The organism is Cryptosporangium sp. NPDC051539, from assembly GCF_044454545.1.
GTDB lineage: Bacteria > Actinomycetota > Actinomycetes > Mycobacteriales > Cryptosporangiaceae > Cryptosporangium.
Window position 1 is genome coordinate 162,413 of sequence record NZ_JBITDV010000001.1, and the last position, 21,264, is coordinate 183,676.

General features: G+C 71.8%; 23 protein-coding genes. 17 read left to right on the top strand and 6 right to left on the bottom strand.

Features of this window, described 5'->3' with window-relative positions; translation table 11 throughout:
• Window positions 1-22: 22 nt before the first annotated feature.
• The 8 genes from ACIBZJ_RS00760 to ACIBZJ_RS00795 all read left to right on the top strand — a co-directional run bounded on the left by ACIBZJ_RS00760 (window position 23) and on the right by ACIBZJ_RS00795 (window position 7,816).
• Entirely contained in the window at window positions 23-316 is a 294-nt protein-coding gene (locus ACIBZJ_RS00760; protein ID WP_395923985.1) for a hypothetical protein, read from the top strand.
• Window positions 317-415: 99 nt separating this feature from the next.
• Window positions 416-1,054, top strand: coding sequence for a DUF4232 domain-containing protein (locus ACIBZJ_RS00765; protein WP_395923987.1), 639 nt, complete (start codon window positions 416-418; stop codon window positions 1,052-1,054).
• A 117-nt stretch (window positions 1,055-1,171) separates the two neighbouring features.
• The gene (locus tag ACIBZJ_RS00770) at window positions 1,172-2,086 is read left to right on the top strand and encodes an ABC transporter ATP-binding protein (RefSeq protein WP_395923989.1); all 915 of its coding nucleotides are present in this window, start codon (window positions 1,172-1,174) and stop codon (window positions 2,084-2,086) included.
• The gene (locus ACIBZJ_RS00775) at window positions 2,083-2,826 is read left to right on the top strand and encodes an ABC transporter permease (protein ID WP_395923991.1); all 744 of its coding nucleotides are present in this window, start codon (window positions 2,083-2,085) and stop codon (window positions 2,824-2,826) included. The genes ACIBZJ_RS00770 and ACIBZJ_RS00775 overlap by 4 nt, the downstream gene beginning before the upstream one ends.
• The gene (locus tag ACIBZJ_RS00780; protein ID WP_395923993.1) at window positions 2,819-4,027 is read left to right on the top strand and encodes a sensor histidine kinase; all 1,209 of its coding nucleotides are present in this window, start codon (window positions 2,819-2,821) and stop codon (window positions 4,025-4,027) included. The genes ACIBZJ_RS00775 and ACIBZJ_RS00780 overlap by 8 nt, the downstream gene beginning before the upstream one ends.
• Window positions 4,024-4,629: a response regulator gene (locus ACIBZJ_RS00785; RefSeq protein ID WP_395923995.1), complete on the top strand. Its 606-nt coding sequence runs from the start codon at window positions 4,024-4,026 to the stop codon at window positions 4,627-4,629. The genes ACIBZJ_RS00780 and ACIBZJ_RS00785 overlap by 4 nt, the downstream gene beginning before the upstream one ends.
• 98 nt (window positions 4,630-4,727) lie before the next feature.
• Window positions 4,728-5,405, top strand: coding sequence for a hypothetical protein (locus tag ACIBZJ_RS00790; RefSeq protein ID WP_395923997.1), 678 nt, complete (start codon window positions 4,728-4,730; stop codon window positions 5,403-5,405).
• A complete protein-coding gene (locus tag ACIBZJ_RS00795) occupies window positions 5,402-7,816 on the top strand; it encodes an AAA family ATPase (RefSeq protein WP_395923999.1) in 2,415 nt (804 codons plus the stop codon). The genes ACIBZJ_RS00790 and ACIBZJ_RS00795 overlap by 4 nt, the downstream gene beginning before the upstream one ends.
• Window positions 7,817-7,867: 51 nt before the next feature.
• Here ACIBZJ_RS00795 and ACIBZJ_RS00800 read toward each other — a convergent pair whose 3' ends face one another.
• Entirely contained in the window at window positions 7,868-9,094 is a 1,227-nt protein-coding gene (locus ACIBZJ_RS00800) for an alpha/beta hydrolase family protein (protein ID WP_395924001.1), read from the bottom strand.
• Between the two features lie 169 nt (window positions 9,095-9,263).
• Here ACIBZJ_RS00800 and ACIBZJ_RS00805 point away from each other — a divergent pair, with 169 nt between their 5' ends.
• The gene (locus ACIBZJ_RS00805; protein ID WP_395924003.1) at window positions 9,264-9,491 is read left to right on the top strand and encodes a hypothetical protein; all 228 of its coding nucleotides are present in this window, start codon (window positions 9,264-9,266) and stop codon (window positions 9,489-9,491) included.
• Window positions 9,492-9,656: 165 nt separating this feature from the next.
• Window positions 9,657-10,688, top strand: a complete 1,032-nt coding sequence (locus ACIBZJ_RS00810; RefSeq protein ID WP_395924005.1) for a hypothetical protein — start codon at window positions 9,657-9,659, stop codon at window positions 10,686-10,688.
• A 2-nt stretch (window positions 10,689-10,690) separates the two neighbouring features.
• Here ACIBZJ_RS00810 and ACIBZJ_RS00815 read toward each other — a convergent pair whose 3' ends face one another.
• Genes ACIBZJ_RS00815 through ACIBZJ_RS00825 form a run of 3 tightly spaced genes read right to left on the bottom strand, consistent with a single transcriptional unit; the run spans window position 10,691 to window position 13,832 of the window.
• Entirely contained in the window at window positions 10,691-12,223 is a 1,533-nt protein-coding gene (locus tag ACIBZJ_RS00815) for a class I adenylate-forming enzyme family protein (RefSeq protein WP_395924007.1), read from the bottom strand.
• Window positions 12,223-13,026 (bottom strand): crotonase/enoyl-CoA hydratase family protein, encoded by an 804-nt coding sequence (locus tag ACIBZJ_RS00820; protein ID WP_395924009.1) that lies wholly within the window; start codon window positions 13,024-13,026, stop codon window positions 12,223-12,225. Before ACIBZJ_RS00820 ends, ACIBZJ_RS00815 begins: the two co-directional genes overlap by 1 nt.
• A complete protein-coding gene (locus ACIBZJ_RS00825) occupies window positions 13,023-13,832 on the bottom strand; it encodes an enoyl-CoA hydratase/isomerase family protein (RefSeq protein ID WP_395924011.1) in 810 nt (269 codons plus the stop codon). Before ACIBZJ_RS00825 ends, ACIBZJ_RS00820 begins: the two co-directional genes overlap by 4 nt.
• A 119-nt stretch (window positions 13,833-13,951) precedes the next feature.
• On the opposite strand from ACIBZJ_RS00825, the gene ACIBZJ_RS00830 reads away from it, so the two are divergent.
• The 6 genes from ACIBZJ_RS00830 to ACIBZJ_RS00855 all read left to right on the top strand — a co-directional run bounded on the left by ACIBZJ_RS00830 (window position 13,952) and on the right by ACIBZJ_RS00855 (window position 18,820).
• Window positions 13,952-14,884 carry a Zn-ribbon domain-containing OB-fold protein gene (locus tag ACIBZJ_RS00830; protein WP_395924013.1) on the top strand — a complete coding sequence of 311 codons (933 nt, stop codon included), beginning with the start codon at window positions 13,952-13,954 and terminating at the stop codon, window positions 14,882-14,884.
• A gap of 1 nt (window position 14,885) precedes the next feature.
• A complete protein-coding gene (locus ACIBZJ_RS00835) occupies window positions 14,886-15,944 on the top strand; it encodes a lipid-transfer protein (RefSeq protein ID WP_395924015.1) in 1,059 nt (352 codons plus the stop codon).
• Window positions 15,941-17,110 (top strand): thiolase domain-containing protein, encoded by a 1,170-nt coding sequence (locus ACIBZJ_RS00840; RefSeq protein WP_395924017.1) that lies wholly within the window; start codon window positions 15,941-15,943, stop codon window positions 17,108-17,110. Before ACIBZJ_RS00835 ends, ACIBZJ_RS00840 begins: the two co-directional genes overlap by 4 nt.
• 8 nt (window positions 17,111-17,118) lie before the next feature.
• On the top strand, window positions 17,119-17,703 hold the full coding sequence (locus tag ACIBZJ_RS00845) for a TetR/AcrR family transcriptional regulator (protein WP_395924019.1): 585 nt from the start codon (window positions 17,119-17,121) through the stop codon (window positions 17,701-17,703).
• A 365-nt stretch (window positions 17,704-18,068) separates the two neighbouring features.
• The gene (locus tag ACIBZJ_RS00850) at window positions 18,069-18,374 is read left to right on the top strand and encodes an ArsR/SmtB family transcription factor (RefSeq protein ID WP_395924021.1); all 306 of its coding nucleotides are present in this window, start codon (window positions 18,069-18,071) and stop codon (window positions 18,372-18,374) included.
• Window positions 18,371-18,820 (top strand): SRPBCC domain-containing protein, encoded by a 450-nt coding sequence (locus ACIBZJ_RS00855; protein ID WP_395924023.1) that lies wholly within the window; start codon window positions 18,371-18,373, stop codon window positions 18,818-18,820. Before ACIBZJ_RS00850 ends, ACIBZJ_RS00855 begins: the two co-directional genes overlap by 4 nt.
• Window positions 18,821-18,896: 76 nt before the next feature.
• Here the strand turns inward: ACIBZJ_RS00855 and ACIBZJ_RS00860 are convergent, their stop codons facing one another.
• Window positions 18,897-19,613, bottom strand: a complete 717-nt coding sequence (locus ACIBZJ_RS00860; RefSeq protein WP_395924024.1) for a GntR family transcriptional regulator — start codon at window positions 19,611-19,613, stop codon at window positions 18,897-18,899.
• Window positions 19,614-19,690: 77 nt separating this feature from the next.
• Between ACIBZJ_RS00860 and ACIBZJ_RS00865 the strand changes: the two genes are divergently transcribed.
• A complete protein-coding gene (locus ACIBZJ_RS00865) occupies window positions 19,691-20,419 on the top strand; it encodes a LysR substrate-binding domain-containing protein (protein ID WP_395924026.1) in 729 nt (242 codons plus the stop codon).
• 40 nt (window positions 20,420-20,459) lie between these two features.
• Here the strand turns inward: ACIBZJ_RS00865 and ACIBZJ_RS00870 are convergent, their stop codons facing one another.
• Window positions 20,460-21,251, bottom strand: a complete 792-nt coding sequence (locus ACIBZJ_RS00870) for an SAM-dependent methyltransferase (protein ID WP_395924028.1) — start codon at window positions 21,249-21,251, stop codon at window positions 20,460-20,462.
• Window positions 21,252-21,264: the final 13 nt, after the last annotated feature.

A 21,264-nucleotide genomic window follows, 5' to 3' on the forward strand; every position in this document is an offset into this window, starting at 1 on the left:
GACTCGCTCACTCTTAAACCTCGTGGACACGTCTGTCCCGAGTGTGCGGTTGCAGCAGATCCTGCGGACCTACTGCCGCAATCTGAACCCCACCGGCATCGCCGATCTCCGGGTGAGCCTGGCCGACGGCCGCTACCGCTGGCTGCACGACGAACTGGCGGACGCGCTCGCCGGTCCGGTCGCCACGGCGACCTGGTGGCAGGAGGCAGTGTCGGACTCCACAGTGGAAGTCGCCGCGGCCGGTTCGGTGGCCGACGAGCAGCGCCACCTGTGGCGATCGCTCTTCCCGGGCGAGGCGATCCCGCGCCGGGCGTAGCGGGTGTCGGATTCCGTTCAGTGACTTCTCACTCGCACTGAACACTCCGCTGGGAATACTCCGGGTGGCCGGACCAACCCATGGAGAGAGAGTCACCTGATGCGGAATCGCTCCGCCCTTCTTCCCCTCGCCGTCGTGCTCGGCATCGGCGTCGTGCTCACGGCGGCTTGCTCCGGCGAGGGTGCCGGCACCGCACCCGCCTCCGCCGAGGCGGCTCCCACCACGGCCGCTCCCACCACGGCGGCCCCCACCGCGACGGCGTCCGGGGCCTCCGCCGTGACGGCCTCCGTTCCCGTCTGCACCAACGGCGACGTCAAGGTGGACGTCACGCTGCAGCCGAAGACGGACGACGGGAACACCGAGCGGGGGCTCCTCGCGCTGACCAACGCGTCCGACCACGCGTGCTCGGTGAAGGGCCGGGCCGCGGTGTCGCTCACCAACGCGGCCGACGAGGTCGTGACCGTGCCGACCCGGAAGGTCGACCAGCCCGGACCGGCCGAACGCATCGTGCTGAAGCCCGGCGTCACCGCGTTCGAAGGTCTGAAGTGGACCCCGTGTGACAAGGGCTCGGCAACCTGCGCGGCCGGCAACGGGATGCGGTTCAACCTCCAGGCGTCGACCGACGGTCCGGCGGTGACGCTCTCGGGCTTCCCGGCGCCGGAGAAGAGCGCGATCACGATGGCGTCCCTGCAGATCGGCACGTTGCAGGCCAGCCACCAGGGTGCGGTGGCCTGGTAACGGGTCACCCCGGACGGGACACCCGTGACGTTCGTCATGGGTGTCCCGTGAACGGCTCCCGAATCCTCGTGCATCCGTGCACGGGAGCAGCGCCCCGCCCGCCCTCACGCTGGACTCATGAACGCAGTCGACGTGCGGGAGCTGACCCGCACCTACCGGTCCGGCGCCGAGGCGGTCCGGGGCATCAGTTTCGCCGTGCCACCGGGCCGGGTCTTCGGCCTGCTGGGCACGAACGGCGCGGGCAAGACCTCGACGATGGACGTCATCGCCGGGCTCGCCGCCCCGACGTCCGGCTCGGTCCGCGTCCTCGGGCACGACCCGATCCGCGAGCGCCGCGCCGTGCGTCACCGCACCGGTGTGGTCCTGCAGTCCGGCGGCTTACCCGGTGAGCTCACGGTCGCCGAGGCCGTCCGGATGTGGGCGGGCACCATGCGCCGGCCCCGCCCGGCGTCCGAAGCGATCGACGCGGTGGACCTGACCGCCAAGGCCCGCGTCCCGATCAAGAGTCTGTCCGGCGGGGAGCGCCGCCGTCTGGACCTCGCCGTCGCCCTCCTGGGCCGGCCGGAGCTCCTGATGCTCGACGAGCCGACCACCGGCCTGGACGCCGAGAGCCGGCGTCAAGTCTGGACCCTGGTCCGGGGGCTGGTCGACGGCGGGACCGCGGTGCTGCTCACCACCCACCACCTCGAGGAGGCCGAGGAGCTCTCGGACTCGCTGGCGATCCTGCACCGCGGCCGGATCGTGGCCGAGGGCACCCTCGACGAGGTCGTCGCGACCCACCGCGCCGAGATCCGCTTCGGCGCGCGGGCCGGTCGGCCTCCGGCCGGGGTCCTCGACGCCGGCGAGGCCGTCGAGATCGAAGGCCGCCACGTCGTCATCCGCACCGGCAGCCTTCAGCGGACGCTCGGCCGCGTACTGAACTGGGCGGACGCCGCGGAGCTCGCCCTGCCGGAGCTGCGCGCGACACCCGCCTCACTGGAAACCGCGTTCCTGTCGTTGGCCCGCGGCCCGGAGCCGGAGGCAGTCCGATGATCGCCAGGACCTATTCGCTCGGGCGCGCCGAAGTGCTGCTGCTGAGCCGGAACAAGACGCTGCTGTTCACCGCGCTGGTCGTGCCGATCGCCCTGGTCGCGGCACTCGCCAGTGCGCAGGACGGCGACCTGGACGACGAGTCCGCACGGGGCATGGTCGGCCTGTTCACCGGCATGGTGCTGCTGTTCGTCGTCTTCTACACGGTCCTGAGCAGCTCGGTCGCGCGCCGGGAGGAGGGCGTACTGCAGCGGCTGCGGACCGGCGAGGCGACCGACGCGGAAATCCTGACCGCGATGGCGCTGCCCGGGGTCACCGTCGCACTCGTCCAGATAGTGCTGTTCGGCGCCCTCGGCGGCGCCGTGCTCGGGATGCCGGTCCCGTCGAATCCGGTGGTCGTCCTGGCCGGTGCGGTGCTCGGCGCCGCCGTCCTGGCGATGCTCGGCCTGCTGACCGCGGTGATCTCCCAGACCGTGGAGTCGGTCCAGATCACCAGCCTGCCGGTGCTGGTGGCCTGCCTGGCCGGCGCGGGCGTGGTGGTGCCGCTGGAGTCGATGCCGGACGTCCTGGGGCGGATCTGCGCGTTCACGCCGCTGGCGCCGGTGCTGGCGCTGGTGCGCGACGGCTGGGTCGGGCCGCTGGACTGGGCCGGCGCCGCCGGTCGGGCCGCGATCCTGGTGGCCTGGATCGTGCTCGGCGCGGTCGCGATCCGGATGTGGTTCCGCTGGTCGCCGCGTGACTGAGCAGCGGCGCGGCATGATCGTCGTCATGAATCCCCTGCGGTGGTGGCGCGACGCCGACGATCTCACGCGTGTCCTGCTGTACACGCGGGCGTCGATGCCGCCGCTGGTCGCGGTCGGGCCGTTCGTCGTCCTGGCCGCGGCCGGAGCCGAGGTCGAGGAGATCGGGACGGCGCCGCTGATCGTGCTGGCCGGCGTCATCCTGGCGGTGACGCTGACCGCGCTGTACGTGCTCGACCGCCAGGTGATGGGGCGGCTGCTGACGCGGCGGGACATCGGGCTGTGGGCCGGGTCCTGCGTGCTGGCGACGGTGGTCCTCGTAGTGGTGCCGGTCGGCGACGCCCGCGGGCCCGGCCTGCTGACGATCGGCGCGTTCGTGATCGCTCCGCTGGGCGCGTTCGGGGCCCGGTTCTACGTCCCGGCCGGGCTCGTCGTCGCGCTGGCGATCGCGCTGCGGTCGAGCGTCCGGGACCAGCCCGCGACCGTCGCCTCGCTCGTCGTCCAGATGCTCTGTCTCTTTCTGGCCTTGGCCTGGGCGGTGCAGGCGTCGCTGTGGCTGGTGGGGGTCGTCCGGCGGCTCGCCGACGCGGATCGGACGCGGGCCGAGCTCGCGGTGGCGGAGGAGCGGCTGCGATTCTCGCGGGACCTGCACGACATCGTCGGGCGGGACCTGTCGGCGATCGCGGTGACCAGCGATCTGGTCGCCGAACTGGCCCGGCGGGGGAGGCCGGAGGCGGCCGAGCGGGCCGAAGAGGTCCGGACGATCGCGCAGGAGTCGTTGCGGCAGGTCCGGGCCGCGGTGCGCGGGTACCGGGCGATCGACCTGCGGATCGAGCTGGAGGGGTCGGCCGCGCTGCTGCGCTCGGCCGGCGTCACCAGCCGGGTGACCGCGCAGGTCGGCGAGCTGTCGGACGACGTCCGGACGGCGGCGGCCTGGGTGGTGCGCGAGGGCGTGACGAACGTGGTGCGGCACGCGGCCGCGACGAGGTGCCGGATCGACGTGCGGGACGAGGGCGGACGGGTGCGGGTGCGGATGGAGAACGACGGGGCCCGGGGCCCGATCGGCAGCGGTTCCGGCCTGGCCGGTCTGGCCGAGCGCCTGCGCCCGCTCGGCGGCTCGCTGAGCTTCGAACAGCAGGACGACGTGTTCGTGCTCTGCGCCGACCTGCCCGCGACCGTGACGGTCGAGGAGGTGCACGCGTGATCCGGGTGTTGCTCGCGGACGACGAGAACCTCGTGCGCAGCGCGATCGCCGGGTTGCTGGAGTTGCAGGACGACCTGCTGGTCGTGGCGCAGGCGGCGTCCGGGACCGAGGCGATCGCGATGGCGGCCAAGGAGCTGCCCGACGTCGCGGTGCTCGACCTGCAGATGCCCGGCGCCGACGGCCTGGCCGCCGCCGCCCGGATCCACGCCGACGTCCCGGGCTGCGCGACGATGGTGCTGACCAGCCACGGCCGCCCGGGCTACCTGAAGCGCGCGCTCGAGATCGGCGTCCGCGGGTTCCTGCCCAAGACGTCGTCGGGTGCGGTGCTCGCCGCCGCGATCCGGACCGTCGCCGGCGGCGGCCGGTACGTCGACCCGGAACTCGCGGCCGACGCGATCGCGGCGGGGGAGAGCCCGCTGACACCGCGCGAGTCCGACGTCCTGGAGCTCGCCGCCGACGGCGCGACGATCGAGGAGATCGCGGTGCGCATCTCGCTCTCGCCCGGCACGGTCCGGAACCACCTGTCCTCGGCGACCGGCAAACTCGGCGCCCAGAATCGTCACGAAGCTGTCGCAACCGCCCGCCGTTCCGGCTGGATTTAGGCTCCCTGTCAATTGAGTGAGAAGAAAGCCACGATCGCGTAACAATTTCCGGCAATACTGAGGTCGCGATCCGGGCGTCAGGGCGGTGGGGTGGCGGCATGCTGAAACGGGCAGTCCACATCGGAGCGGCGGCGGTCGCGGCGTTAGTCCTCCTCGCTACCGGCGCCTGTGCCCAGCCGGAGTTCACCTACGTGAAGAACTCCGGCCAGAAGACCTACTTCAAGGTCCCGCACGCCTGGCACGCGACCGCGACGAAGAGGCTCGACGACGCGTTGAGCGGTACGAACACCGACTCGGCGGCGGCGGCGATGCGTCAGCAGTCCTGGTGGTCGGTCGCGTACGACGCGTCCGAGGATCCGGCCGCCGACCACCTGGTCACGGTGGGCCTCACCGACGAGCCGATCGTCTACGCGCGGATCGCGCCGCTCTCCGAGCAACAGCAGAGCAAGGTCTCGCTCGACCTGTTGCGCAACGCGTTCCTCCCGGTCACCGCCGACGCCCGCGAGGCCGCCGCGCAGACGCTGCCGCTCACCGGGTTCGAGCTGGTCCAGAACGAGGTGCTGACCCGGTCCGGCGGCCTGCACGGCGTCCGGGTGGTCTTCGACTACGAGCTGGCGAACGGCGTGCTGCACACGTTCGACCAGACCGCGCTGGTCAACAACGCGGGAACCAGGCTCTACCTGCTGATCATCCGGTGCTCGACCAGCTGCTACCGAGAGCGGGCGGGCGAGCTGGACACGATCGCGACGTCCTTCACGGTAAGGAGCGACTCATGACCGAGACCGTCGAAGGTCTGCGGCCGCCGGAGGCGGGCCCGGGCGAGCGCGTACGCGAGACCCGCAAGCGGTTGCCGCTCTGGGACCGGATCAAGTTCCTGGCTCTGTTCGCGGTCGCCTGGTTCGCGCTGGTGTGGGCGGCGATGGCCGACAACCCGATCCTCCCGTTCGACGACGCGCTGCGCGCCGAGTTGCGGGCCGGTGCCGGCCTCGCGCTCATGGTGCTGTTCGGACTCGAGCTGCTGCGGCAGATCCACTTCCTGGTCAGCGAGCACTGGTCGGGCTACCACCGGCTGTGGACGCGCGGGATCTTCGGCGGCACCGAACGCCTCTCGCACCGGATTTTCTCCGACTGGACCCGGTTCCGGCTGATCCGGGTGGTCAAGTGGCTGGTGTTCATCGCGGTCGTGTCGGTCGTGCTCGCCTCGGTGCTGGACACCTCGCCGCTGATGGCGCTGTTCGCGATCCCGGCCATCCTGTGGCAAGCCGCGCCGATGTTCCTGCAGGTCATCTTCATCCTGTTCATCGCGGTCGGGCAGTTCGCCGCGATCTTCTGGTTCCTCTCGCGCGGCGGCGTCGAGGTGTACTACCCGGACGACGTGAAGACCCGGTTCTCCGACGTGTGGGGCCAGGACCACGTGCTCGAACGCGTCAAGGAGAACATCGTCTACCTGGAGACCCCGGAGGCGATCGAGTCCAAGGGCGGCTACGTGCCCGGCGGCATCCTGCTGTGGGGCCCGCCCGGTACCGGCAAGACGCTGATGGCCGAGGCGGTCGCCGGCGAGACCGGCAAGCCGTACGTGTTCGTCGACCCGGGCGCGTTCATCAACATGTTCTTCGGCGTCGGCGTGCTGAAGGTGAAGGGGCTGTTCCGCAAGCTGCGCAAGCTCGCGCTGCGTTACGGCGGCGTCATCGTGTTCTTCGACGAGGCCGACTCGCTGGGCAACCGTGGTGCGCTCGCCCAGGGCGGTGGATCCTTTCCCCGAGGCGGCATGACGCCTCCCGCGCCGTTCGCGACCGACGGTTGCCACGGCTTCTCCTACCTGTCGGACGATTCGCAGCTGCGGCTGACCCGGCAGGCGATGCAGGACAGGGTCGTCATGGGCGGCGGCATGGGAGGCGGCGGCGGTGGCATGGGCACGCTCGAGGCGCTGCTCACCGAGTTGTCCGGCCTGAAGAAGCCCCGCGGGTTCATCAACCGGGTCGTGCGGCGCGCGCTGGGCATGCGTCCGAAGCCGCCACCGAAGTACCGGATCCTGGTCATGATGGCGACCAACCTGCCGGAAGCCCTGGACGAAGCGCTGCTGCGGCCGGGCCGCATCGACCGCATCTACAAGGTCGGCTACCCGAGCAAGGCCGGCCGGGTACGCACGTACCTCGGCTACCTCGACAAGGTCAAGCACGAGCTCGACGCCGGCCAGATCGACAAGCTCGCCACGATCACCCCGTACGCGACCGGCGCCACGATCAAGGACATGGTGAACGAGGCCCTGATCACCGCCGTGCGCGACGGGCGCGACACGATCACCTGGCGCGACATCATCCGCGCCAAGCAGCTGAAGGAACTCGGCCCGGCCGAGAACGTCGAGTACATCGAGCGCGAGCGGCACGCGGTCGCGGTCCACGAGGCGTGCCACGCGGTGGTGGCCTACCGCACCCGGCACCACATGGAGATCGACATCGCGACGATCGAGAAGGGCAGCGGCTACCTGGGCATGGTCGCCAGCATCCCGCCGGAAGACCAGTTCACGACCTGGCGCAGCCACTACGAGTCCGACATCTACGTGTCGCTGGCGTCGCTGGCCGGTGAGCGGATGTTCTTCGACGGCGACAGCTCGTCGGGCGTCTCCGGCGACCTGGAGTCGGCGACCGCGGTGGCCACGAACATGGAGGGCGTCTGGGGCATGGGGACGACCGTGTCCTCGTACGGGTACTCCAGCCAGGTCGGCCTCGGGGCACCGGGCGGGCCGGGCAAGGGCGCGGAGAAGGAACTCAACGCCCGGAAGGCGCTGGCCGACCGGATCGAAGACAACCTCGGCCAGATGCTCGTGCGCACGGCCGAGATCCTCGAGGCCAACCGGCGCGAGGTGCTGGCACTCGCGCACGCCCTGGAGACGCACAAGACGCTCACCGGCGAGGACGTCATCGCGGTGATCGAGGGGATGCCGGGCCCGCTGGTCGACGGCTCGATCTATGCCGACGATCAGTTCGCCGACGAGCTCGAGACGTACCACGTGGCCGCACTCGCCGCCCACCGCGGCCACGGCAAGCTCACCGCGTTGATGCCCGACTCGTCCGGGCGGGAGCCGGTCGGGGTGGGTGCGGGCGACCAGGCCGCCTCGTCCGACGGAAGTATCTGGCGGCGCCCGCCGTCCCGGAACGGGTCCGCGCCGGAAACCCCGGAACCCTGACCTGAGCGTCCCGTCCCGCGAGGGCGGGACGGGACGCTCAGGTCAGGACGCTCAGCTCAGGGAGCGGAACCAGCGCACGATCGGGACCGTCGACCGGGCCACCGAGCCGAGGTGATCGGTGGGCCCGACCTCCACGACCGGAGCACGGACGCCGCGGTCGGCGAGGTCCGACCGGCAGGCGAGCGTGTTGGAGTAGGCCGCCTGCTCGTCCGTGCTGGTGGCGTAGAGCCGGATCGGCACCCGCGGCGCCCATCCGGCGCAGGTCCGGTCCGACTCCCGCAGCGCCGCCGCGAACGGCGCCGACGGCTGCCGGAGCAACCGGACCCCGGCCGGGGTCAGCAGCTCCGACGGCGACGCCGGGAGCGCCGACAGCAGCTGCTCCCCGGGATGCTCGTTGTCGAACAGCGGCGGGAGCGTCCGGTCGTACGGTGCCCGGAACACCTCGGACGGCGAGGCGTACAGGTCGTGCAGCCGGTTCCAGGAGATGAGCAGGTAGGCCACGTACGCGGTGCTCCACCGCGAGTCGAGCCGGCCGTCGAGCATCGCCGGGATCTCGGAATCGCGCAGGTGGTAGGCGCCACTGACCGGGGCGACCGCGGCCAGCCGGAGCCCTGACGGGCGGTCCGACTGCAGCTCCCGGGCCAGGCCCATCGCCGCCGAAGCGCCCTGCGAGAAGCCGGTGACGAACACGTCGCGGCTCAGCGTCGCGCCCACGGTGGGAGCGAACTCCCCGGTGGCCCGGAGCAGGTCGACGGAGGCGGTGGTCTCCGAACTGACGTCCAGATAGGGGTGGGGACCGGGTCCGAGCCCGAGGCCGAGGTAGTCCGGCGCCACGGTGGCGAAACCCGCGGACGCGTACGAGACGGCCGGCGCGGTGGTCCAGCGGTCGTCGGTGACCGACGGGGCGTCGCCGCGGAAGACCTCCGACCCGTGGGCGTAGGAAACGACCTTCAACGTGGTTCCGGGCCGGGAGCCGGGCAGCGTGACGAGCCCGCTGGCGGTCGTGGGCCGGCCGGTCGGGCCGACGGTCCGGTAGGTGAGCCGATAGAGGGTCACTCCGTAGCGGGTCTCGGCGGAGGAGAAGCCCTCCGACGCGAGCTCGGACTTCGCCTGGGCCGGGGTCAGGGTGCGCAGACGGGTCGCGGAGATCAGGTCGCCGCGGTCGGACCCGGTCGCGGAGGCGGGGGCCGGGGAATCGGTCGCGGAGGCGGGGATCGCGGAGGTCAGGGTGAGGGCGACGGCCGCGGCGGTCACCAGGGAGAGTGCGCGGAATCTCATGCTCGAACGGTAGGAAAACCGGGCCTGGCCGTCGTCACGCGACGGTGGCGATCGGACCTAGCGCTCAAGTACTACGGGGAGCGCCCTCTCCGGCCGACGCGCCTGCGTCAACGCGCCTCCGGGCGGGTACCACCGAAGGAGCAACGACCCCTCAGCATCGGAGACGATCATGCCGAAGACCTCCCAGGCCCGCAGCTCGGTCACCGGACGTTTCGTGAAGAAGTCCACGGCCGACCGGCACCCCAAGAAGACCGTGGTCGAGGACGGCGCCAAGAAGTCGGCCGCGAAGAAGAACCGCAGCGCGGTCAGCGGCGAGTTCGTGAAGGACGCCACGGTGAAGCGCCACCCCAAGACCACCGTCACCGAGGGCAAGAAGAAGACCACGAAGAAGAAGTGAGCCGCAGGCGGAGGCGCGTGCCACCCTTCCCGTCCGGGAAGGGTGGGCCGCCCGCCGGCAGCCGTCGTGAACCTCTCCGGTCGCGCTCGCGTGCATCTCCCGAGCCTTTCGGACGACGCCGCGTCCCGGGTCTCCCCAGATCGAGATTCGACGCGAGGAGATGTCGTGACCACTTTTCTGCCGCACCCCGATGCCCCGCCCCCGACCCGACCGGCCACGACGACCGGTCTGGGTACCGCTCCGGTCGTGACGCTGATGGCCCTCGGGACCGTCCTGGTCGCCGGAGGAGTGCTCCTCGTGCACGCCGGCGCCGGCTACACCTGGGACGGATCCGCGCCGACCTGCGCCGGCGAGGTCATGTCACCCGGCGACCAATGCCTCTCCTGGGGGCGCCGCGGCAGCTACGACTTCCAGGAGGGCATCCTCAACGCCGTCGCGAGCGGACGGTTCCTGCGAGGCGTCGGCGGTGTCCTGGCCGGGGGCCTCGGCGCGGGCCTGCTCTACGCCGCCGGGACCTTCGCCCGCCGCCCGGCCGGCCGGATCTCGGCCGCGTTCGGGCTGGTCACGCTTTTGACGGCCGCGCTCGGACTGCTCCGGATCGACTCCGGCCCCGCCCTCGTCGCCGGGCTCGGCGCGGCCGTCGCGGGCGTCCTGCTGAGCGTCGCGGTCGCCGTGCCGGTCGGGCGGGTCGTGTACTACGCCGCCGGCGTCGGGCTGCTCGGTGGCGCGGCCGCGCTCGTCTCCTCCGGCGCCACGTACTCCTTCGGCGGACGCCCAGCCGGCGCGGGCCCGGGCGATTCGCTGACCCTCTTCCTGGCGGACGCGTTCCGCGAGCACGGCGCGGCCCTGCGGTACGCCGGCGCGGTGCTCGCGCTGGTCGTCGCGTGGCGGTTCCTGTGCACGGGCCTCGACGGGCTCCCGCGCGAGGCGGCCGGCGACGACGCGAAGCCGGCCCTCTCCGACCGTGAGCTCGAGGAGCGTCACCACCTGATCCTCACGCCGGTCGAGCCGCTGGCCGCACGGGCCGGTCTCTGGTGCGGCGCGGCGCTGGTGATCTGGGGCGCCGCCGCGTATCTGGCCACCCGCGGCGCGGCGGTCGCGTCCGTGGGCGCGGTCGTGCTGACGCTTCTCGGCCTGGCCGCCGCCGGCCGCCTGACGACCCGCCTGCGGGTGGTCGTCCACACCCCGGACGTCTGAGGTCAGGCGGGGAGCTCGTACGTCTTGGCCTGGTCGCGGAGTTGGTTCTTCGCGACCTTGTCGAGCGTCGCCCGCGGGAACTCGTCGACGAAGTACACCGCGCGGGGAACCTTGAAGTCGGCCAGGGCGGCCCGGCACCGATCGATCACGCTGGTGCCGAGCAGCACCTCGTCGGCGCCGGGGGCCTTGATCACGAACGCGACCGCGACCTCGTCGAGCATCGGGTGGGGTGCACCGACGACCGCGACGTCCGCGATTCCGGGGACGAGCCGGCAGACGTCCTCGACTTCGCGGGCCGACACGTTCTCCCCGCCCACCTTCAGCAGGTCGGAGTCGCGCTCGCAGTAGAACAGGCTGCCGTCCTCGCCGAGCCGCACGATGTCGCCGGTGCGGAACCAGCCGTCCTCGGTGAAGCTCTTCGCCATCGCCGCCGGGTCGTCGAGGTACTCGGCGAAGAGCTGGATCCCGCGGGTGCCGCGGATCCACAGCTCGCCCGGGCGTCCGTCGGCGCAGATCTCGCCGGTGACCTGGTCGACGACGAGCGTCTCGTACCCGGGGGTGGCGGTGCCCATCGCGCGCGGCGGCGGCGGGAAGCCGGGGCCGGCGGTGATCGCCGGGGTGACGGTCTCGGTCATGCCGAACGCGGGCAGTACCGCGAACCCCAGCAGCGACTCGAGTTCCGGCACGACCGCGCCGAACACCCCGGCCTTGAGCCCGTGCTCGGGCACTTTCCGGCTGAGGATCCCCTGGATGACGAACGGGATGAGCGAGACGTGCGTGACGCCGTGCCGGGTGACGACGTCCCAGAACCGCGTGGTCGAGAACTTCGGCTGGAGCACGATCGTGCCACCGGCGCCGAGCGTCGTCCAGATCGACCAGCTCTGCGCGTTGACGTGGAAGAACGGCAGGTAGACGAGGTAGACGTCGTCCGAGGTCATGCGCAGCGTCGTGGGCGCGACCCGCGCGGCCCAGAGCGCGTTGGCGTGGGTGTGCACCACCGCCTTGGGGCGCGACGTCGTGCCCGACGTGAACAGGATCCCCACCGGGGCGAGCGGGTCCGGGACGCGCGCGGGCGGCTCCCCGTCGTGGAAGAGCTCGCCGAACGAGTCGGTGCACAGTACCCAGTCCAGCCCGGCCGGGATCACGTCGGCGAACCGGGGCTGGGTCACCGCCGCCCGGCAGCCGGTCTTCGTCACGAAGTAGTCGAGCTCGGCCGCCGTGCTGCGCGTGTTCGTGGTCACCGTGACCGCGCCGAGCGTCGCGCAGGCGTACCAGGTGAGCACACCTTCCGGGCAGTTCTCGGCGTGCAGCAGGACGGTGTCGCCGGGTCCGATACCCCGGGCGGCGAGCCCGGCGGCGACCCGCCGCACGTCGGTCCAGAACTCGGCGTACGTCCAGGTACGGCCCTCGCCCTCGAACGGGGCCCAGACGAGGAACGGCTTGTCGGGACGGCGCTCGGCCCAGGACGCGAGCAACCACGGAATGTCCTGCCCGGCGAACTGGAACGCGACGCCGTCTCCCGCCGGCGGTGTCATCACGCCCCCACGAAGTTCGGCGGACGCTTCTGCAGGAACGCGGCCGGACCTTCGACGGCGTCTTTCGAGGCCATCACCGTGCGCCCCAGCGCCTCCTCGATCTCGAACGCCTCCGGCTCGCGCAGGCACTCGGTCTCGCGGAGCGTCGCCAGGATCGCCGTGACCGCGAGCGGCCCGTTGGCGGCGATCCGGTCGGCGATCTGCCGCGCTTTGGCGGCCGCTTGCCCGTCCGGCACGACGTGGTTGATCAGCCCGAGCTCGTAGGCGCGGGCGGCCGTGATGTCCGCACCGGTCAGCAGCATCTCGGCCGCCATCGCGTAGCCCATCTGGCGCCGCAGCCGCACCGCGGAACCGGCCATCGGGAACAACCCGCGCTGGACCTCGGTCACCCCGAACACCGTGCTCTCGCCCGCGACCCGGATGTCGGTGCCTTGCAGGATCTCGGTGCCGCCGGCCCGGGCCACGCCCTCGGCAGCCAGCAGGATCGGCTTGGTCGGCCGGTACGTCTTGAGGTACGCGGCCAGCGAGATGCCCGGCTCGTCCTGCAGCCGGGCGATCCACTCGTTGTCGCGGACGCCCGCGCGCAGGCGTCCGATCTCGGCCAGGTCCATCCCGGCGCAGAACACCGGGCCCCGTCCGGTGAGGATCGCGACCCGGAGCGTGTCGTCGGCGTCGAGGAGCTTCCAGGCGTCGAGCAGGCGGCACAGGATCTCGGCGTTCGTCGCGTTGCGCTTCTCGGGCCGGTTGAGGGTGACGGTCAGTACCGGCCCCTCGGCCTCGACGAGTACGAGCGGCTCGGTCATGAAGCACCTTTCTCACCGGCGAGGTGGTTGCGGATCGCGTTCCCCATCGCGGGGGAGCGCAGGATGTCGGCGAACGCGGCGCCTTCGCGACGGCGGGCCTCGCTCACCGCGTCCCGCCGGGACGCGGTGAGCAGCGCCTTGGTCGCCCGGACGGACCCGGCCGGGTGCGCGGCGATCGCCTGCGCCAGCGCGACTGCCTCCGGCAGCAGGTCGTCCGGTGCGTACTTGCGCAGCGCCAGCCCGCTCGCCACGGCGTCCTCGGCCGAGATCCAGCCGGAGGTCAGGAGCGCCTCGGCCGCCCGCTGGTCGCCCATCCGGCGGGGGAGCAGGTAGCTGCTCGCCGCCTCCGGGACCACGCCCATCTGGGTGAACGGCGCCTTGAGCCGGGCGTTCTCGGAGACGAGCACGAGATCGCAGTGCGCCAGCAGGGTCAGCCCGAGACCGACGCCTGCTCCGTTCACCGCGGCCAGCAGCGGTTTGCCGAACCCGACCACGGCGTCCAGGAACGCGTCGAACGGATGCTCCGGCCGGTCGCCGGCAGCGCCCGGGGTGGTCCGGTCGACCGGACCCGGCCCGGCGTCGGCGGTGTCGGCCATCTCGGCCAGGTCCGTGCCGGCCGTGAACGTCCGGCCGGCCCCGGTGAGCACCACGGCGCCCACTCCGTCGTCCAGATCGGCCCCGGTGAGCCCGGCCGCCGCGGCGCGGTACAGCGCGGCGTCGAACGCGTTCGCCCGGCCCGGCCGATCGAACGTGAGCACGCGCACCCGACCGTGGTCCTCGGTCCGGACCCGACCTTCGACAGCCAATCCGACCTCCGGAGAACGTTGTGATAACAGCAGGATCACACTGTAATCTAGAACGCGTTCTTGTCGGGACGGAACTGCCGAACGGAGGGCCGGATGTGACAACGTTCGTCGAATCGACGGTGAGATTCCCCTATAAGCGCTCGTTGGGGCCGGTCATCGGGTACTTCATGACCAGCCTCACCGACAAGCGCATCGTCGGGATCCGCAACGGGGAAATGGTGCTCGTTCCACCTCTGGAGTGGGACCCCGATACCGCCGAAGAGCTCGAACCCGACTTCGTCGACGTCGGACCGGCCGGCACCGTCAGATCCTGGACCTGGGTCGCCTCCCCGAGCGAGCAGCACCCGCTCGGCCACCCGTTCGCGTTCGCGCTGATCGAACTCGACGGCGCCTCCACCACGCTGATGCACGCGGTCGACGCCGGCGACATCGCGGCCATGGAGACCGGCATGCGCGTGGCCCCGCGCTGGCGGGCCGAGCGCCGCGGCCACCTCACCGACATCGAGGCGTTCGTCCCGGGTGAGGAGCCGGTGCACCCGGAGAACGACGGGGGGCCGGCCACCGAGCCGGTCACGATGATGAACTACGACGCGTCGATCTCGTACACGACTCCGGTTCCCGAGACCCAGCTGATCTTCGGCAAGGCGTTCGCCGAGGGACGCCTGGTCGGGCTCGAGTGCCCGAACTGCCACCGCGTCTACACCGGTCTCCAGCAGGCCTGCCCGGTGTGTGCGATCCCGCTGACCGCCGCGCACGAGGTCGAGCTGCCGCAGACCGGCACGCTCACCACGTTCACGATCATCACGCCGGTGCAGTACCCGGGCCAGACCGAGACCGAGCCGTTCGCCCGCGTCCACGTGCTGACCGACGAGATCGACGCCGTGCTCGCGTACCAGCCGGTCGTCGACTTCCCCAACGGCGACGTCCACCCGGGCGTCCGGGTGAAAGCGGTCTGGACGACGGATGCGAGCGGGAAGCAGGAACTGGCCGGCTGGACCCCGAGCGGTGAGCCCGACGTCGATGACCCTTCGATCGTGAATCGGATCTTCTGACATGGAACCTGTCGCCATCGTCGGCTGGGCGCTGACCCCGATGGTCCGCCGTACCGACAAATCCGAGGCCCGGCTGCTGTTCGACGTCGTCAGCGGCGCGTGCGAGGACGCCGGCATCACCCGCGCCGACGTCGACTTCTCCTGCGCCGGGAGCTGCGACTACGTCGCCGGGCAGGCGTTCTCGTTCGTGCAGAACATCGACGCGGTCGGGGCCTGGCCCCCCAAGCGCGACTCGCACGTCGAGATGGACGGCGCCTGGGCGCTCTACGAGGCCTGGGTCCGCCTCCAGCTCGGTGACCTCGACGTCGCGATCGCGATGGGCTCCGGCCGGTCGTCGACCGCTGACCCCGCGACGATCTATCCGATGGAGATGGACCCGTACTACCTCGCTCCGCTCGGCGCCGACGCGGTCTCGATGGCCGCCCTCCAAGCCCGGACACTTCTGGACGCCGGTCTGGTGACCGAGCGGCAGATGGCCGGCGTGGCCGCCCGCACCCGTGCCGACGCGCGTTCCAACGAGTACGCCCAGGTCTCCGGCGAATACGACGTCGACGCGCTGCTCAAGGAGGACTACGTGCGGGCGCCGCTGCGGCGGCACGACCTCTCGCCGATCACCGACGGAGCCGCCTGCGTGGTGATCGCCCGCGGTGCGAAGGCCCGGGAGCTCACGGCGAACCCGGTCTGGATCACCGGCTTCGCACACTCGGCCGAGCCGCACCAGCTGGGGGTCCGCGACCTGCGGGTCTCGACGTCCACGGCGCGGGCGGGCAAGGCGGCCGGCGTCGATCAGGGCCCGATCGACGCCGCCGAGCTGCAGACCGCGTTCACGCACGAGGAACCGGTGCTCGCGGCCGCGCTCGGGCTCGGACCCGACGTCCCGATCAATCCGTCCGGCGGGCCGCTGGCCGCCAACCCGGTCATGGCGACCGGTCTCGTCCGCATCGTCGAAGCGGCCAGGCAGATCCGCGACAACGGAAAGCGCCGGACGCTGGCGCACTCGACGTCCGGCCCGTGTCTGCAGCAGAACCTGGTCGCCGTGCTGGCGGGAGGAACGAAATGACAACGGCCCGTCCGTGCGCCATCGTCGGAATCGGACAGACGAATCACAAGACCCGCAGGTGGGACGTCTCGCTCGGCGGGCTGGTGCGCGAAGCCGCCACCCGCGCACTCGAGGACGCCCACCTGACCTGGGCCGACATCGACGCGGTCGTGCTCGGCAAGGCGCCCGACCTGTTCGAGGGCGTCATGAAGCCCGAGCTGTACCTGACCGACGCGCTCGGCGCCGCGGGCAAGCCGATGTTCCGGGTCCACACGGCCGGCAGCGTCGGCGGGACCACCGGCATCGTCGGGTCGCACCTGGTCGAGTCTGGTATCCACCGGACCGTGCTCTCGCTGGCGTACCAGAAGCAGTCCGAGGGCAACGCCCAGTTCGCGCTCGGCTCCGGCCGCGGTGCGTCGCTGGGCGCCGGCGGTGCGTTCGCCCCGTACATGCGCTCGTACATCACCCAGACCGGCGCGCCGGCCGACGTCGGCCCGATGGTCGCGGTGAAGGACCGGCTCAACGCGCTGAAGAACCCGTACGCGCACCTGAAGCTCAAAGACATCACGGTGGAGAAGGTGAAGGAGTCGCCGATGATGTGGGAGCCGATCCGGTACCTGGAGTCGTGTCCCTCGTCCGACGGCGCCTGTGCGGTGATCTTCACCGACGAGGACGGCGGGAACGCGGCCGCGGCGGACGGACGCGCACCGGCGTGGGTGCTGGCGTCGTCGTACCGGTCGGAACCGTCGTCGTTCCCGGGACGGGATCCGGTCTGGTCGGCCGGGGCGGCGGACTGCGCGGCGGAGATCTATCGCACGGCGGGCATCACCCGGCCGCGCGAGCAGATCGACTGCGCCGAGCTGTACGTGCCGTTCAGCTGGTACGAGCCGATGTGGCTGGAGGCGCACGGCCTGGCCGACCGGGGTGAGGGCTGGAAGATGGTCGAGCGGGGCGACACCGCGCTCGACGGGTCGTTCCCGGTCAACATGTCCGGCGGCGTGCTCTCGTCGAACCCGATCGGAGCGTCCGGGCTGCTCCGCTTCGCGGAGGCCGCGATGCAGGTCCGCGGCACCGCCGGCGAGCACCAGGTCGACGGGGCGAAGGTCGCGCTGGCGCAGGCGTACGGGGCGTCCGCGCAGTACTTCAGCATGTGGCTGGTCGGTAGCTCGCTCGACGCTGTGGGCTAAGTTCAGCCATGGCGAGTGGATCGGCGTTCGAGCTCACCGCGGACGAGATCGTCCGCGCCGCGGTCGCGATCCTCTACGACCAGGGTCTGGACGCCGTGAGCATGCGCACGGTCGCCGCCCGTCTCGGGGTGTCGCCGGTGCCGCTCTACAGCCGGGTCGGCAACAAGGAGGCACTGCTCGACGCCGTCGCCGACACCGTGCTGGTGGACGTGGCACCGGCACGGGGGGCGGGCGAGACGTGGCCGGAGTACACGACCCGGTGGGCGTCCACGCTGCGGGACCGGCTGATCACGATTCCCGACATCCGGCGGCTGCTCACGCTGCGCCGCTCGCCGTTCGTGCCGGCGGCCACCGTCCTCGTCGCGATCCTGCGCGACGAGGGCGGGTTCGGCGGCCGGGCGGCGGTGGAGGCGGTGCAGCTGCTGTCGTGGGCGGTCATCGGGTACGCGGTGCTGGAGTCGGGCACGGTCGAGTCGAGGCCGAGCCAGGGCGGCTCCGATCCGACGTCAGTGAGCCGCGAACAGGCCGACCACCTGTTCGAATTGCACGTGCGGTACCTGGTCGAGGGGCTGGAGCGAGACCGGGCCGGCTGACGGTAGCCGGACCAGGACGGTATCGGGCGCCGGCGGCGTGACCGGGCGTGTCGGCCGGCCAGGCCGGGAACGTCGGAGAAGGCGCGCGGAACGCTGTTGCCCGCGTGCCACGATCCCGGCTCGCCGTAGGTGCCGGGCCGGGGAACGTCCCCCACGGCGTCGTCGTCGACGACGACGGTGTCACCCCCGATCCGGGCGCGGCCCGCGGAGAGCACCGGTTGCCGGGGGACGCGGCTCGGTGGCGCCGAAAGCCGATCTGGTGCCCGAGCGTCCGGCGGGACCGACCATCCGGCGGACCCGGCCCGCACCGGTCCGCCCATCGCGTGGGGTTGACACGGGCGCCGGGCGCCGCAACAGTAAACCGTATGGTTCACCGTCAGTTCGCGGCCTTGGGCGACCCGACCCGCCTGGCCATCGTCGAGCGGCTCGCCCGCGGGCCGACGTCCGCCGGCGACCTCGCCGCGCCGACGTCGATGTCGCTGCCCGCCGTCCTCAAGCACGTCCGCGTGCTCGAAGAGGCGGGCCTGGTGACGACGGTCAAGCGCGGCCGCGTCCGCGAGTGCCGGCTGCGCGACGACGCGCTCGTCGCCGTGGCCACGTGGACCGCTCAGCAACAGGCGCTCTGGTCGGCCCGGCTGGACGCTCTCGGAACTCTCCTGGAGGAAACGTGACCGCACCGCTCCTGTCCTTCGACCTCGACCGCACCTACCCCGCGCCGCCCGAGCGGGTCTGGGCCGCCTTCACCCGCGCCGACCTGCTGGAGCGCTGGGTCTGCCCGGACCCGGACTGGCGCGTCGCGAGCTGCGAGGTCGACGCCCGCGAGGGTGGCGGCTACCGGGTCCGGTTCGGTCCCCGCCCGGCCGGCGACTCGTACGCCGAGACGGCGACGTTCGCGGTCTTCGAGCCGGTGGAACGGCTCGTGTTCGACGTGCTCACGACCGGCGAAGGCACCGACGAGCGGTCCCGCTGCACAGTGCTTTTCCGGTCGGTCGACGCCGGGACGCGGCTCGAGCTCACCGTCGAGGGCCTCTCGGGCGAGGAGGTGGCCGGGCACCTGCGGGTGGGCTGGCAGTGGTGCCTGGAGGGCATCGCCGCCCAGCTCGACGCACCGGCCTGACCGCGCCGTCCGCAGCCGCGGGGACTGAGCGCGCCACCGACCGCCGTAGCCGGCGGCGGGTGCCGGGCGGCGGGCCTCAGAGGACGGGTGGTCGGCCGTGGGGTTCGGCGCGATAGGCGAGTTCGACGCGGTCGGCGGGGAGCACGATGTCGACGGCCGCTTCGACCGGACGGTCGCCCGCGTACATCGTGCGGGTGATCGTGAACACCGGCGTGCCGGTCGGGACGGCCAGGGCGCGGGCCTCGTCGGGATGGGGCATCCGGGCCCGGACGAGTTCGTGGATCTCGGTCACCTCGACGCCGGCGCTCGCCAGCGCCGCGATCGTGCCGGTGGCGCACGGTTGCCGCTGGAAGACGGCGGTCGCCAGGTCGAGAGGAACGTACGAGGCGCTGGTCTCCTGCGGAAGGCCGCCGTCGTGGCTGGACGTCCTTCGCTCGAAGACCGGTGTGCCGACGGCCACGTCCAGCAGCCCGGCGACGCGGGTGTCGGCCCGGACTTCCCGGTCGGTCGCGTCCGTGCGGAGACCCGGCGGCACCGCCGAGACGGCCCGGCGGCGGACCGGCACCGCGCTGCGGACGAACGTGCCGCGCCCCTGGCGGGTGACGACCAGCCCCTCCTGGCGCAGCAGGCCCATGGCGAGGCGCACGGTATTGCGGGAGACGTCGTAGCGCTGCCCCAACGCCACCTCGGAGGGGATCGCCGCTCCCGGCCGGTACCGGCCTCGGCCGATGTCGGTGCGGAACTTCTCGGCTAGCTGCCGGTAGGCCGGCCGGTCGCTGTCCAGGTCGATCATGGACACCACCATACTCATTAGAACGAGTATTCGTCACCACGTTGGCATGAGAAGCGGTCAGCGACCCAGTCCGCGAGGTGACGCCACTGGCCGTGCAGCTCGCCGCGAGGACGCCCCCGGCCATCGAGAGCGTCCGCCGGGTGTTCGACGTCCGGGCCGAGTTCGACCCGGCGACGATCGAGCGGGAATTCACGATCATCACGTCCGACTACGCGACGGCGATCCTCGGGCCGGTGGTGATGACGCTGATCGCGCAGCGGGCGCCCGGGATCCGGCTGCGCCTGCAACAGACTTCGCCCGAAGCGGTGAACCAGTCGGCCGACATTTTGCGGACCGTCGACGGGTTCATCCTGCCGCACGGGTTCCTGACCGAGACGCCCTACACCGACCTGTACGAGGACCGGTGGGTGTGCATCGTCGCGAGCGACAACCCTTCCGTCGGCGACGCGCTCACGCTGGGCCAGCTCGCGGAGATGCCGTGGGTGGTGCTGTTCAACCGGCCGACGGCGTTCGCGCCGGCCGCGCAGCAGTTGCGGATGATCGGCGTCGAGCAGCGGATCGAGATCGTCGTCGACGGGTTCCTGCAGATGCCGTTCCTGGTCGCGGGCACCAACCGGGTGGCGCTGGTGCAGCAGCACCTGGCTCGTCGGATGGCGCCGCTGACCGGGGTGCGGGTGCTGGAGTGCCCGTTCGACGCGGTGCCACTGGCCGAGGCGTTCTGGTGGCATCCGATGTATCGCACGGACGTGGCGCACGCCTGGCTCCGCGACCTCCTCGTCGAGGCCGGCGCCCTCCTCAACCGCTGAGGCCGCGTGCGCCGGCCGGGAAGCCGTCGTCGACCGGAGGTCAGCGCTTCCGGCCCACCGCGCCGTAGTTACCGCACCACGCGGAATCGCCCTCGACGGCGTCGGGCCAGTCGGGCCGCCACTCGGTCACCCAGGTCAGCCCCGGATCCACCAGCTCCCACGGCGCCATCAGTTCCTCGAGCCGGGCTTTCGTCCGGAACGTGGTCGGGTTCGCGCTCTTCGAGTAGATCGCGGTCAGGCGTTCCATCTCGGCCGGCCGCCCGTCGAACGTCACGTGCGCCATCGACAACGCGCTCCCCACCGGCAGAGCCGACCGGAACGCCCCGATCACCCCGGCCGGATCGTCGTCCTCCGACACGAAGTGCAGCACCGCCACCATCAGCACGCCGATCGGCCGGGAGAAGTCCAGCAACCCGCGCGTCACCGGCGATTCCAGCACCTCCTCCGGCCGCCGGATGTCCGCGTGCACGATCCCGGCCCGGTCGACCCCGGAAAGGATCGACTCGCTGTACGCCACCGCCACCGGATCCAGATCGACGTACACGACCGTCGACTCCGGCGTGGCCTCGTGCACGTTGCCCGCGGTCGGGATGCCGGATCCGAGGTCGATGAACTGGCGGATCCCGGCGTCGACGAGGTAGCGCACCGATCGGTGCAGGAACGCCCGGTTCGCCTGCGCCATCAGCGGGACGTCCGGCATCACCTCCAGCACCTTCGCCGCCGCCTCGCGGTCGGCGGCGAAGTTGTGGGATCCGCCCAGGTAGTAGTCGTACATGCGGGCGGCTGCGGGCCGACTGGTGTCGATCTCCGCGGCCGGGTCCGGTTTGTCCACGCGCGCTCCCCGA

Bases quoted from the DNA above. Each gene is read 5' to 3' on its own strand.
- ACIBZJ_RS00765 (WP_395923987.1), top strand. From the start codon at position 416: ATGCGGAATCGCTCCGCCCTTCTTCCCCTCGCCGTCGTGCTCGGCATC.
- ACIBZJ_RS00770 (WP_395923989.1), top strand. From the start codon at position 1,172: ATGAACGCAGTCGACGTGCGGGAGCTGACCCGCACCTACCGGTCCGGC.
- ACIBZJ_RS00775 (WP_395923991.1), top strand. From the start codon at position 2,083: ATGATCGCCAGGACCTATTCGCTCGGGCGCGCCGAAGTGCTGCTGCTG.
- ACIBZJ_RS00790 (WP_395923997.1), top strand. From the start codon at position 4,728: ATGCTGAAACGGGCAGTCCACATCGGAGCGGCGGCGGTCGCGGCGTTA.
- ACIBZJ_RS00795 (WP_395923999.1), top strand. From the start codon at position 5,402: ATGACCGAGACCGTCGAAGGTCTGCGGCCGCCGGAGGCGGGCCCGGGC.
- ACIBZJ_RS00800 (WP_395924001.1), bottom strand. From the start codon at position 9,094: ATGAGATTCCGCGCACTCTCCCTGGTGACCGCCGCGGCCGTCGCCCTC.
- ACIBZJ_RS00805 (WP_395924003.1), top strand. From the start codon at position 9,264: ATGCCGAAGACCTCCCAGGCCCGCAGCTCGGTCACCGGACGTTTCGTG.
- ACIBZJ_RS00815 (WP_395924007.1), bottom strand. From the start codon at position 12,223: ATGACACCGCCGGCGGGAGACGGCGTCGCGTTCCAGTTCGCCGGGCAG.
- ACIBZJ_RS00820 (WP_395924009.1), bottom strand. From the start codon at position 13,026: ATGACCGAGCCGCTCGTACTCGTCGAGGCCGAGGGGCCGGTACTGACC.
- ACIBZJ_RS00835 (WP_395924015.1), top strand. From the start codon at position 14,886: ATGGAACCTGTCGCCATCGTCGGCTGGGCGCTGACCCCGATGGTCCGC.
- ACIBZJ_RS00840 (WP_395924017.1), top strand. From the start codon at position 15,941: ATGACAACGGCCCGTCCGTGCGCCATCGTCGGAATCGGACAGACGAAT.
- ACIBZJ_RS00845 (WP_395924019.1), top strand. From the start codon at position 17,119: ATGGCGAGTGGATCGGCGTTCGAGCTCACCGCGGACGAGATCGTCCGC.
- ACIBZJ_RS00850 (WP_395924021.1), top strand. From the start codon at position 18,069: ATGGTTCACCGTCAGTTCGCGGCCTTGGGCGACCCGACCCGCCTGGCC.
- ACIBZJ_RS00860 (WP_395924024.1), bottom strand. From the start codon at position 19,613: ATGATCGACCTGGACAGCGACCGGCCGGCCTACCGGCAGCTAGCCGAG.